General features: G+C 52.8%; 6 protein-coding genes and 1 CRISPR repeat array. All 6 genes read right to left on the bottom strand.

Annotated features, from left to right (window positions below; genetic code table 11):
- Nucleotides 1-8 precede the first annotated feature (8 nt).
- Entirely contained in the window at nt 9-944 is a 936-nt protein-coding gene (csy2, locus tag NL510_RS15200; RefSeq protein WP_253377958.1) for a type I-F CRISPR-associated protein Csy2, read from the bottom strand.
- Nucleotides 941-2,251: a type I-F CRISPR-associated protein Csy1 gene (csy1, locus tag NL510_RS15205; RefSeq protein ID WP_253377959.1), complete on the bottom strand. Its 1,311-nt coding sequence runs from the start codon at nt 2,249-2,251 to the stop codon at nt 941-943. Before csy1 ends, csy2 begins: the two co-directional genes overlap by 4 nt.
- Before the next feature lie 382 nt (nt 2,252-2,633).
- Nucleotides 2,634-5,861 carry a type I-F CRISPR-associated helicase Cas3f gene (gene cas3f, locus NL510_RS15210; protein WP_253377960.1) on the bottom strand — a complete coding sequence of 1,076 codons (3,228 nt, stop codon included), beginning with the start codon at nt 5,859-5,861 and terminating at the stop codon, nt 2,634-2,636.
- Entirely contained in the window at nt 5,858-6,841 is a 984-nt protein-coding gene (gene cas1f / locus NL510_RS15215; protein ID WP_253377961.1) for a type I-F CRISPR-associated endonuclease Cas1f, read from the bottom strand. The genes cas3f and cas1f overlap by 4 nt, the downstream gene beginning before the upstream one ends.
- 702 nt (nt 6,842-7,543) lie before the next feature.
- Nucleotides 7,544-9,913: a CRISPR direct-repeat array (repeat unit 28 nt; unit sequence TTTCTAAGCTGCCTGTACGGCAGTGAAC).
- A gap of 175 nt (nt 9,914-10,088) precedes the next feature.
- On the bottom strand, nt 10,089-10,529 hold the full coding sequence (locus NL510_RS15220) for a hypothetical protein (protein ID WP_253377962.1): 441 nt from the start codon (nt 10,527-10,529) through the stop codon (nt 10,089-10,091).
- Nucleotides 10,530-10,938: 409 nt separating this feature from the next.
- Nucleotides 10,939-13,218 (bottom strand): ATP-dependent Clp protease ATP-binding subunit ClpA, encoded by a 2,280-nt coding sequence (gene clpA / locus NL510_RS15225; protein WP_253377963.1) that lies wholly within the window; start codon nt 13,216-13,218, stop codon nt 10,939-10,941.
- Nucleotides 13,219-13,236 lie beyond the last annotated feature (18 nt).

Consider the following 13,236-nt stretch of genomic DNA (forward strand, 5'->3'; position numbering starts at 1 on the left):
CAATCCTTTTAAATTGAATGTTCAGAAGTCACCGGTGCGTCGGCACCCTGACAGTAGTAGCCGGTTTCTGTGGTGCGATAACGCCAGAAAATATCATTAAGTGACTGAATTTTATGTAATCCACACCATTCACCGATGCCGTATACCGCCTCTACAAACGCAAACGGAGTGTGCATATCCCGGGCATGGGTTACCCCGCCCGGCGGAAAGCATTCAGAGATACGCTGATATCCGGTCATGAGCGGCACCAGATAGCCGGACCTGGGTTTTGCAACAACGTGCCAGTTGGCCGGATCGCCTTCCTGAATGTCTCCCTCGTCCGGCGTGTCGGCCTGCATTTTTAGCGCGGCAAAATCGAGCCAGGCATCCAGCAGCGTGGCATCCGGGCGCTTTTCAAGCAGCGCCTGATGGTGCTCGTCAAGCCAGCGGCTGCGATCGCGCAGGGCAAAGCCCGGCATGAGTTGCCACTGTAGCCGGGACATCTCAGCTCCGATGCCGGGCATCGCCATAACAAAAATATGCTGAATATCGACGATTATCCCGCCCGCCAGCCGCATTGACGGGCACACCTGCGATAACACCGCCGCCAGATCGCGCTGCCCGTATTCCCCATTCGGGATTTCGCCATGGCATTCAAGCAGTAGCGAAACAGTCATATGCATGCGCCCCTCTTCATTGAACGAGGCGGTTTTGGCTTCACGGGTAAGGGGGTTACGGGTCAATGCAAACTGATAATCCCGACCGGAGGTGTGAGCATGGATTTGCTGCTCATGGCTTACCACCGCGCAGCCGTCAATGCGCAGCCCGTGCGAATCCGTGAGCTTGCGCGATAACGCATGGGCAAACCCCAGAAAGTGGGTGATAGCGGGAAAACCGTACGTCAGGCCCGCAATGGCGTTGGCGTTTTCCACCCGGACACGGCGAAGCAGAATTAATGAACTCATTTCAGCGCCTCCTGAATGATTTTTTCCATTTCACGCAGTTGGCTGCGCAAACGCTCGCGGGTTTCCCATTCACGTTTTTCAGCAGCGCCGACGTCAGGTAGCGCCTTACGAAGCCGCGCGTTCAGCCACAGGGCGAAATCTTCCGCGACGCTTATCTGCCAGTTGTCTTTTTCTCGCTCAAGGCGAAAAACGTAATCTGTTTTGCTGCGCCAGGGATCGAGCCACAGCTGTTGGTGAGCGCTCAGATTCGGGCAGGAGAGCGTCCAGTTTTGCCATGCCTCGTGCTGGTGCTCTATCGCTACGCCAAACAGCAGATCGATAAGCGCATTAATATACTCATCGCGGGCTTCACGAATACGAAAGTTGGTGTAATTAGGCGATCTCGACAGTAACGAAACCAGTAACTGAACCGTGGTGTTTGCCCGTCTGTCAAATCGCCCGCCCGGCCTGAACAGGGAACGTAACTCTGTCGGCGGTTTATCCGCTTTTTTCCACGTTGGCGGCTGGCAGGAAAGCAGCCAGACGCGTCCCCCGCGTACGCTGTTGAGATAAGAGATGTTCTGCGGTTTGGTGCCGCCAAAATGTATTTCTGCAGACGCCGGAAATAGCGTTAACACTTCAGGGTGCCAGGTTTTTTCGCGACGTGCTTTCCAGAGGGCTTTAACTGCGTCGCCAAAGCGAAAAGTGACCATTTTCTGGTGCATGGCATGGGCCAGCGAGGTGGCGAACAGCGGGCTTAACAGATGATAATTGTCGCCTGCGGGGAAATAAGCCTGCTTCGCCAGCTTATGCGAGGTGGGCTGGGCTGGCGTTAAGGCGCGAGAAAATCCGCTCATCCACCTGTGCAACAGATCTTCGTCGTCGGTAAACGCAGCAAGGGCACAGCTATCGCCACGTTTCAGCCTCGCCAATAGTGAATCGCCGCCCTCAATGCGCGTTTGGAGCAGTTTCGCCACATCCAGCACCGCTGCGTTCCCCACAGCATCCGGTTCCAGACCGAACAACGCCGAACTGCTGAGATACCCTTCCTGCGCCATTGCCTCGCTGTAAATACTGCTACTTTTTGAATCCCCATGGGTAAATTTTGCTGCATGGGTCACAAGGTTAATTTGTCCGGCTCGCTTCGCCGCATCCGTCAGCCAGGCTTGCGGTTGATAGCGAAGTTCCCGTTCCCGGCGTTCTGCCGCAAGCGTCGCGCTATCGGTATCGCTGCGTTTTGCGGCCCCTTTATCAAAGGCTTCCAGCTTTGCTTGCCGCCTTACGGCTATGTATTCAGCAATAAAAGCGCTTAGTGCTTCAACTGACATAACACCTTCTTTATCAATCCAATTTGATAACAATAGCCGTTAAGATGCGCTGGATTAATAAGTAATTTAAAATCAGAAACTTAAAACAGCGATCGAGAGAAAATAACAGCTACAACAATACACAGCAGGAGCAAAAAACGGGTTATTTTAATTAGCATCGCACTTACCCCTTCTAAGACCAGGGATAAGACTATGCTTTGTTTAAATGATCCGCAATATGCTCCTATGTACAAAAAAGTTATTTTTAAATAAAAAGTAGTTTTTTTTTTCGATAAACCACTTCAAACTCTATAACCTAACTGTCGCGCAGACAGCTTAGAAATATGTGCAATAAAGCTCATTTTAAATGTACTACTGCTGTACAAGCAGCTCGCGCCCTCTTCTAGAGGGCGCGAAACACGCCCAATACCGGGTGATAAAACCATTGTTCTGCCTCCTCCTCTCTCCCGACTCTCAGTGTGATTTCGCCATAGCGTTGCGATACAGCGGCCAGCTCCATCTGTTTCGCCTCGGCCAGCGCCTGTAAAACCTCTGCATAATCAATCGCCCACCACGGTTCCACGCCAGCCGCCATGAATAACGCTTGCTCACGAAAGCGTCCCGCCGGTTTTAACCCGCCGTTTTCCTGCATCAGGCAAAACTCGGGTTTGTCGTCTTCCTCTTCCATGCTCAAAAAAAAAGAAGCCTGCGGCGAAGAACGACGAAATGGCGTATGACGCTGAAGCTCACCATTCCAGGTCAGCGGTAATCGCCACCATGACGCGGCTGTGGCCTCTGATTTATCGCCCCCCTCCAGTAACGCAGCGCGAAGCCGGGTGTGCTCCAGCGCCGCCAGCGCATTGCCGGGCAAACCTTCTGCGATCCGCGGAATGGCATTCAGCGTGCGATACCCCTCTTCGTCGATCAGTTCATAAAGATGATGTTGAGGCAGCCGGTGGCGTTCATTTTCAAAGCCGGGCTGGCAAAAGGCCACGGCCTCCCCCCGAAGCGCGCGCAGGTTGCGTTCCAGAATGACCAGGTTCTCGCATTTGGGAACCTGCTGACGATGACGCTGAATGCGCCCGGCAAACTGAATGAGCGAGCGCATGGAACTCGGTTCAACGATCCCCCAGTCAGCATCAAAATCTCTTCCGACCTCCAGCACGGAGGTGCCGAGTACCACAAAAAGATGGTGCTGTTCCGGCGATGCCAGCGCTTGCTGAACCTCCGGCAACTGCCAGACCTGTTCCGCATCATGGCGGTCGAACGCGCTATCCAGCCTTTTTTCGACAGCCGCGCGCACAGCCAGCGGATGCTGGCTGTGATAGACGCAGTAATGGATGCGGTAATTTTCGGGTGAAGGCAGCGCCATCAACGTTTGGGCGACGGCCACCAGCGGGTTGATATTAGCCATACGGACCAGACCAAACGACACGCTTTTGCCGCTTTTATGCGAAGTAAGATGATGCCCGTGAAGGACCAGCATCTGCTGATGCAGCGTGTGCGCCACCGCTGAAACTGCGGCCTCAGGGTGGGTTGCATGTTGTTCGACAGCCGCCAGTTTTGCCAGACGAAGCCGTGGCTGTGCGTGCAGGCGTTTGATCCTTCTTTGAACAAACTCGCCGTGTTGCTGACGAAACTGGCTAATGTCGGCAACGTCATGCGCCCGGGCGCCGTACTCGTCGAACCAGGCGCAGCAGATATTCAGCGATCTGCCAGCGTAACCGCAGGCCGCCTGCCAGGCTTTACGCCCTTCCCGATAAGCGTCAAACAGGGCCTCGGTTAGCGCGGGGGCTAACGTCGCAGAGGAGAGCAGCACGCGCGAGCCGAGCATGCCAGCCCAATTCACCAGCCGACACAGGGCGTGCAAATCATCAATATCAAAATCATCCGGCTCATCAAGAACCAGATCGCTGGTCAAAAGGCGCAGCATGGCGGGGATTTGTCTGCCGCCGCGTACCCCTTCCGTTGCCGGTACCAGATGATCGACGGTTGTGACCAGCACCGGCGCGCTGACCAGACGATTAAGCGCCGGTTCTTTCGCCAGCCATTGCTGGGCGACGCCGCTGCCCATCGCCCCCTCATAGTGAACATAATGATGGCTGGCAAAAAATGCTTCGTCGCTGGCGCTGCTTGTATCCTCAGTATCATTCCCCTGGTAAAGCTCTCGCACCGCCGCTGAGCCCGTCAGCACAGCTAGCGTGTCATCGTCCAGCCCCAGGCGCGACTGCAAAGCCTGCCCCGTTTGTAGGGTCAGCGTCCGTAACCCCAGGGCGACGCTGAAGCGACACCCTTCTTTCTCGTCGGCCAGGCCGTACATAATCCGGGCATTGGCAAAGGTTTTGCCGCAGCCGGTCGAGGCCATATTGATGCCGAAAAAACCCTGCTCAGCGCTTTTCTGCCGCAATGAAGAGGCGACATCCCACGCGAGGTTCTGCCAGTGAAAACGGGCATCTTTCGCCCTTTCACGAAAGGTTTTATGCCGGGTAATGGCGGGTAAGGTTCGCCGTATTGTGGGAAGAGAGCGCCCCATCAGCAACGCAAGGTGCGCCACGCCAACGTTGTGCTCGTCGAGCTTTTGGTTGAGCTGACGGGTCTTACGGTCTGAGTTTGCCCAGGCCGGAAATGCATCATCCTGCCATTTTGCATACGCAGGCTGGGCGGAATAAACATGATCGGCCAGCATCAGCGACAGGCGCGCCAGATGCAGGGTAAACAGGTTATCCAGCGAGCCATACTGGAGCAGCGCAGGCATGTTCCTGATACGTTTGCCAATCTGGCGGGCTTTCTCGCGCCAGGTAGCACTCTTCATCGGCGTGCCGTGCAAAAACGTCCAGACATTTTTCCTGTCCCTCGCTGTCCAGTTATTCTTGCTGGATTTGTGGTTAAGCGAGTTCCAGTCGGCATTTAGCTGCCGCTCGAGCCAGCCCTCGCAGTACATCAGTTGCGGGACCGCCGAATGCGATTGCGGCAAACGATGGTGTGACAATATCAGCCATGCTACCACTCTCGCCAGGGGGGGTAACCCACGCAACGGGCTGTCGCTCTTTTCGAGCGTATCCCGCGTTAGCGCTTTCAGCATGCCCTTTTCATCTGAGGCTTTAAGCTGTTCAAGTGATGTCAGCCACTCGGCATCCGTTTGTTGTCCGACGAAAGCCTGAAACAGACGAACCGAGATCCACTCGTGGCGATAGGGCTGGCAGAGATGCGCGCTCTCTCCTTTCAGCGTTTGCTGAAAACACATTCCCGCCTTACCAAAATCATGAAACAGCCCGGCGATGGCCGCCAGCAGGGCAATAGTTTCAGCGCTGTTCCATTGATGTTCAGCCCCATTCTTGAGGATATTTTGCGTCGTGCGGTTGGTGGGCACGCGTCCCTGGGCATTAAAGCGGCGGAGATTCCCGACAATCCAAAGTAATTCTGGTTGTCCATTTTTTTTAAGCCAGTGACAGGCAACGGCGGTGTTACGACGCGCCGTTTTACGCAGTAGTTTTCTCAGCGTTGTTATGCCATCCAGCGTAATAGCGGTCTGCCAGGCCGCATCGCCCGTACGTTCAGCAAATTGATCGATGATACGACAGCTTTCATCCCGTGCATTTTTGGTGCAGCGGGAGATAATAAGAACATTCATGATGGCGTTCCTGCCAGGGCCTGGGCGGTTTCCTGCAAGGTGGTAATCATTACGTCCAGCGCATCCGCCTGCTGAAAAGCGTTGATACAGCGCTGGCGGAAAAGTTGATTATCTTCGCCTTCCATCGCCGCGATGAAAGCCTGCGGCATGACCAGCGCATCTTTCAGTAAATCGGCAATGTCGAAAACCAGGCCGCCGCGCCGGGTTTTACCGTGCATAACCGCCAGACCGTGCGGGATGCCGGTCACCCAGGCAGCCACCGCGGCCAGACCATAGGCCAGATAGTTTCCCTGGTCGAGAAACCGGTTTGCCATATCCGCCCCGCCGCCCCGTTTAGCGCGGGTGAAACTGCCGTATCCCACCGTCTGGCTAGCCATTTTGTAGAGCGATTTTGTGAGTTGCGCTTCCTGAAGCATTAACGACGTATGGTCGTGAGCGTTTTCCATGCCCTGTCGCGCGCGTTCAAGAATGCTTTTTAATGCGTCCATATCGGGCTGAAAAACCGTTTCCCGCTGCATCCGCAGGCTGGCCCAATGCTTTTCAATTTGCTGTAAACGGATAAGCTGAAATTGTTTTGCCGCCTGCAGTCGTTTACCTTCGTTGAACCAGAATGAGACCCAGTTTTGCAAATACGCTGTAGGGCGATATTCGCTTTGCGGGCAAAGCCAGGAGACATCAACATCCACTTCATTGGCTGAATAAAGTGGCGTACCGTCGGTACCACAGAACCCCACCATCACGCCTGCCCGGGCAAATTCGCGCATAGCCATTTGCGTGACGGAGGTGCCCATTCCCAACATGACTGCTGTGGTATTAGCGATGGGGATATTCCAGTAAAATGACTCTTTACCTTCCTGAGTGACATATTCAACGCGGCCGCCATTTACCTGAATGCGACATTTCTCAAGATAATAAATATTCGCACGTTTAGAATGTAGGATAGTTTTTAAATCACCGGGCGTGATAGTGCTTTGAGGCATGGTAAAACCTTTGGTTATCAGCCGTTTATTGATGAAGAGAATGCTAACCAATTATTCATCAATCAAAAATTGATAAATATCAAGTAGGCCTAATGCAAGCCAGACAAAACTATAACAAAAAGTTTCCTGAAGTTAATTCATCGGTTTCAAAAATGCTATTGAGATCATTAATTTATTAATAGTATATATTTTTCATTTAATCCAAAACATTGTAAACGTTTTATTTTACGCACTATTAAGGGTTGATTTGCATTGTGATGGGGGGAATTGTCTTTTGGGGATTGCACTGGTTAATGGCATCCTTTTTCTGAGTAATACGTGCGGCTCGCGCTCCTCTTTGGGGAGGGCTGTGGTGAGGGGGAACATACGGCTGAGGGGGTATTCCGTTCACTTTGTGTTCCTTGCTACTCTTTTATTACATTACCGGTAAACGTGCCAGGGTGGCTCCCGGCAAGAAAATCGCCGCTTCGCGGTTCCCTCAGCGTATTCCTTACGGCTTATCGGGGACGGGCGGAGGTAACATCCCTGCAAAGCCGCCCTCGACGCGCATCCCTGCACGTCGCTTCGGCCTTCCGGAAACGCTTCGGCGATTTTCGGCCGGACCCTGGTATCACTATGAGTCTTTTATGACCTGGTAATCATTCATATCGCTTTATATAAAAAAATTTACTGAGGAACCCTTAGCGCAACCAGGGGGTATTGTTTCTAAGCTGCTTTTACGGCAGTGAACAAGAGTTTGGAGGCCGTGGGGGCGTCCGCTCTTTTCTAAGCTGCCTGTACGGCAGTGAACGAATAACGTTGCCGAGAATTTTAAGTTGACAATTTCTAAGCTGCCTGTATGGCAGTGAACTTTGTTTTGATTGTATGGGCGGGGGTGTGGGTTTTCTAAGCTGCCTGTACGGCAGTGAACTTTCCCATCGCCAGTTGAGAGCGCTGCAGGCTTTTCTAAGCTGCCTGTACGGCAGTGAACATTTGGTGGTTCGCTTGTGGCGGCTATCATCATTTCTAAGCTGCCTGTACGGCAGTGAACATAGTCATAGCTGTTTACACGGCTATTGCTGTTTTCTAAGCTGCCTGTACGGCAGTGAACGGGCTCTGTGCTGGCTCCGGTTGGCTCTGTGTTTTCTAAGCTGCCTGTACGGCAGTGAACGTGAAGAAGACTGCAACTATCAGGAGTTCGCTTTTCTAAGCTGCCTGTACGGCAGTGAACGCATTAAGAATATCCCATGCATCGCCCAGCAATTTCTAAGCTGCCTGTACGGCAGTGAACGAGAAGTATCTTGGCTTGAAACCAGTCACAGCTTTCTAAGCTGCCTGTACGGCAGTGAACACCATGACCGACGTTATTTCCGGCATGCAGGATTTCTAAGCTGCCTGTACGGCAGTGAACCAGTGTCAGACTTCTATAGGGCAATGGGGGATTTTCTAAGCTGCCTGTACGGCAGTGAACAAATTTATGTCCCACATGATCGCAGCCTATTCGTTTCTAAGCTGCCTGTACGGCAGTGAACGACCTGAGCAGCAATTACCAGGTAATCGACGCTTTCTAAGCTGCCTGTACGGCAGTGAACTGTGCAGTAAACGCTTACGCCGACTCTTATCATTTCTAAGCTGCCTGTACGGCAGTGAACAGTTTTTGCTTTTTGTGCTGTGAGTGCTTTCGTTTCTAAGCTGCCTGTACGGCAGTGAACATCAAGTGCCGGTGATGGAATCGGCGAAAACTTTTCTAAGCTGCCTGTACGGCAGTGAACACGTGGAGCGCCGAGGGCTAACATTCAATACATTTCTAAGCTGCCTGTACGGCAGTGAACCCAGAAATTACATGCTGCGCTCTGGAATTACGTTTCTAAGCTGCCTGTACGGCAGTGAACTTATTGGGCGTGAACGTGCGCTTTATCTTATCTTTCTAAGCTGCCTGTACGGCAGTGAACGAAATTTTCTGGAATAACTTCCGCCGCGATCTTTTCTAAGCTGCCTGTACGGCAGTGAACAGTGGTACCGAACATGATGCAGTTGTTTATCTTTTCTAAGCTGCCTGTACGGCAGTGAACTCATTGATGTAAGGGAGGGTCTTACGGGACCATTTCTAAGCTGCCTGTACGGCAGTGAACTGCTGCCGATTAGTGCCGCGTGCTTAGATACATTTCTAAGCTGCCTGTACGGCAGTGAACCTGACGTGCGAAAGGGCATATGACGCAGTGAGTTTCTAAGCTGCCTGTACGGCAGTGAACCTCACGCTATGGGAGCAGTACCAAGCCACCTTTTTCTAAGCTGCCTGTACGGCAGTGAACTGTTGAAGTGGTTGATGCGCGGTTTGGTTTCTTTTCTAAGCTGCCTGTACGGCAGTGAACTCGAATGCCTGGCGCATTTCCGGGTGCGCGGTTTTTCTAAGCTGCCTGTACGGCAGTGAACCAATCCATCACGCCGCTTATCGACAACATCAATTTCTAAGCTGCCTGTACGGCAGTGAACTTGAAATAATGATTATTTGGTCTCTTTTTGATTTTCTAAGCTGCCTGTACGGCAGTGAACCATGCGCCAGTAGGGAAACAATACGATTGGACTTTCTAAGCTGCCTGTACGGCAGTGAACCCGGGCAGCCAGCGGAATGGCACGCGCAGGATTTTCTAAGCTGCCTGTACGGCAGTGAACTGTTGAAGTATTGCGCCGCCCGGATGACGTGTTTTCTAAGCTGCCTGTACGGCAGTGAACTGATGTTCCGCGCACCAACTACAGAAGTGCAATTTCTAAGCTGCCTGTACGGCAGTGAACGGACATTTAAAACGTCCGTAAATGCGGCGTCATTTCTAAGCTGCCTGTACGGCAGTGAACTGATTTCGTCGCTTTCGTGGCTTTCGATTTCTTTTCTAAGCTGCCTGTACGGCAGTGAACTCCTAAGAAAATGAAAGTACCTGATTGCGTGGTTTCTAAGCTGCCTGTACGGCAGTGAACGATATTCGGAATATCAACAGGCGTTACATTATTTTCTAAGCTGCCTGTACGGCAGTGAACGTTTAAACTGTAAAGATTCCGGTTTAATCGTGTTTCTAAGCTGCCTGTACGGCAGTGAACTGAACGAAAACATCGCCATCTTATTGTTCGGAAAGAAAATAATCAATATTTCCGCGTAAAACCCTTTTTTACAGAGGGTATTCCCGTCTTATATAAAACAATCACTTAAAAACGCTCAAGAAAAAAGGGTCTGGCTATCGTGCGCCAGGGTTCGCCCCGACACGGATCATCCGGCTCAGGAAATAATGTGAATCACTGTCTTTTGATTACAAGGTGCAACAATATCTACCGCCATTGAATGCGTGATGTCGTGCAATAATCCCGTCAAATGCGGCAACATGTCCCGGTCAAAGTGCGATATCAGCAGGACATGATTTAGCGCCCGGCAGTAATCGCACTTCGTTTCGGTATCTTCCAGCAGCCACTCTTTTTGTTGCGGTTCTTCCGCTTCCTCCTCAAATTCTATTATCTGAAAATCGCTCATTGATTCCGTAAGCCCGGTTTTAACCTCTTCGAGATAAGCGCCAAGACAGCGGCAAACGGGCTGCGTTTGCGGAAGTGATTTGCAGTCGAGAAGGATCTCGGTGAGTAGATTGCAGCGCTCAACAAGGGTTGGGAGATCGGGTTTGAGTGAGAGTTCGCTATAGAGCTGAGAGAAATTATTTTCAGTAATCATTACGTAATTCCTTAACACACTTTGAATTTACCACCTCACGAAACGCCAAATTCGCTGGCGACGGGCGAAAAGGAATTGGCGTACCAGTGTGTGCTACTAGCGCTTCTCAAAAGAAGCTTCCAATTCGCCCGCCTGATGCAGAAGTATACTCTTTTCCTTGGGGCGAACGAAACTTGCAGCACTTCTGCTGCTAACACACTTACAGGACGCCAATCCTGGCACCTGTTTTTTGCAGGTGCGCCGCCATTTTATTACTGTTAATTTGTCCAGCAACTTCCATCGAAAAAAACTGGAAAGCGCCTCGCAAAATTTTTCTGGTACTCAATTTACCTCACCTCAGTACGCCCATACACCTAAACGCAGACACAAAAAAGCCGGGTAAAAAACCCGGCTTGATAATCAGCGAACCTTAGTGAGCCGCTTCCGGCTTATGCTTCGCCGCGCTCTGGAAATCGTACGTCAGCTCATTCTTCGCCTGATCCAACGCCACGGTCACCTGGCCGCCGTCCACCAGCGAGCCAAACAACAGCTCGTTCGCCAGCGGTTTCTTCAGGTTATCCTGAATCACACGCGTCATGGGCCGCGCACCCATCGCACGATCATAACCTTTCTCAGCCAGCCAGTTGCGGGCCTCCTGGCTCACTTCCAACGACACGCCTTTCTGATCCAGCTGAACCTGCAGCTCGACGATGAACTTATCCACCACCTGATGGATCACCTCAGTAGACAGGTGATCAAACCAGATAATGTTGTCCAGACGGTTACGGAACTCCGGCGTGAAGATCTTCTTGATCTCTTCCATCGCATCGGTGCTGTTATCCTGGTGGATCAGACCGATGGATTTACGCTCGGTTTCACGTACGCCAGCGTTGGTGGTCATGACCAGCACCACGTTGCGGAAGTCCGCCTTGCGCCCGTTGTTGTCGGTCAGGGTCCCGTTATCCATCACCTGCAGCAGGATGTTGAACACATCCGGGTGCGCTTTCTCGATTTCATCAAGCAGCAGCACCGCATGCGGATGCTTGATAACCGCGTCGGTGAGCAGGCCGCCCTGGTCAAAGCCCACGTATCCCGGAGGCGCACCAATCAAACGGCTGACGGTGTGACGCTCCATATACTCGGACATATCAAAACGCAGTAGCTCAATGCCCAGCGCTTTGGAGAGCTGAACCGTCACCTCGGTTTTCCCGACACCGGTGGGGCCGGCGAACAGGAAAGAACCGACCGGCTTATGGTCATGCCCCAGTCCGGCACGGGCCATCTTGATCGCTTCGGTTAAGGCCTCAATGGCTTTATCCTGACCAAAGACCAGCATTTTCAGTCGGTTGCCGAGCGTGCGCAGCGTGTCGCGATCGCTCTGAGAAACACTCTTCTCAGGAATACGCGCGATGCGGGCCACCACAGACTCAATATCCGCCACGTTAACGGTCTTCTTACGCTTGCTGGCCGGCATCAGGCGCGCACGCGCCCCCGCCTCATCAATTACGTCAATGGCCTTATCCGGCAGATGACGATCGTTGATGTATTTCACCGCCAGCTCCACCGCGGCACGCACCGCTTTTGCGGTATAACGCACGTCATGGTGCGCTTCGTACTTCGGTTTCAGGCCGTTAATGATCTGCACCGTTTCGTCGACGGACGGCTCAGTCACATCAATTTTCTGGAAGCGACGCGCCAGGGCACGGTCTTTCTCGAAAATGTTGCTGAACTCCTGGTAGGTGGTGGAGCCCATCACGCGGATCTTGCCGCTTGAGAGCAGCGGTTTGATCAGGTTAGCGGCATCCACCTGGCCACCGGAGGCGGCGCCAGCACCGATAATGGTGTGAATTTCATCGATAAACAGAATGCTGCTGGTGTCCTGCTCCAGCTGTTTCAACAGCGCCTTGAAGCGTTTTTCAAAATCACCACGGTATTTCGTGCCCGCCAGCAAAGAGCCGATATCCAGCGAATAAATGGTGCAATCGGCAATCACTTCCGGCACGTCGCCCTGCACAATACGCCAGGCAAGACCTTCAGCAATCGCGGTTTTACCGACGCCAGATTCCCCCACCAGCAGCGGGTTGTTTTTGCGGCGACGACACAGCACCTGGATCGCGCGCTCCAGCTCTTTATCGCGTCCAATCAGCGGGTCGATACCGCCAACGCGAGCAAGCTGGTTAAGGTTGGTGGTGAAGTTTTCCATACGATCCTCCCCGCCTGCTTGCTCTTCATTGTTGTTGACCTGATTACTGGGATCCGATGCCGGGTTAGGCTCGTCTTTTCGCGTACCGTGAGAGATAAAGTTCACCACGTCGAGTCGGCTGACTTCGTGTTTGCGCAGCAGATAGGCAGCCTGTGACTCCTGCTCGCTGAAGATGGCGACCAGCACGTTGGCGCCCGTCACTTCGCTACGTCCGGAAGACTGGACGTGGAAAACCGCGCGCTGCAATACGCGCTGGAAGCTGAGCGTCGGCTGCGTGTCGCGCTCTTCTTCGCTGGCAGGCAGCACCGGGGTGGTTTGTTCGATGAAGGCTTCGAGTTCCTGACGTAGCGCTACCAGATCCACGGAGCAGGCTTCCAGCGCTTCGCGGGCGGATGGGTTGCTAAGCAGTGCGAGCAGTAGGTGCTCGACGGTCATAAACTCATGTCGGTGCTCACGCGCTCTGGCGAAAGCCATGTTTAAACTGAGTTCCAGTTCTTGATTGAGCATAGGCACCTCCCCCAATTT

It is taken from the genome of unidentified bacterial endosymbiont (assembly GCF_918797525.1).
GTDB lineage: Bacteria > Pseudomonadota > Gammaproteobacteria > Enterobacterales > Enterobacteriaceae > Enterobacter.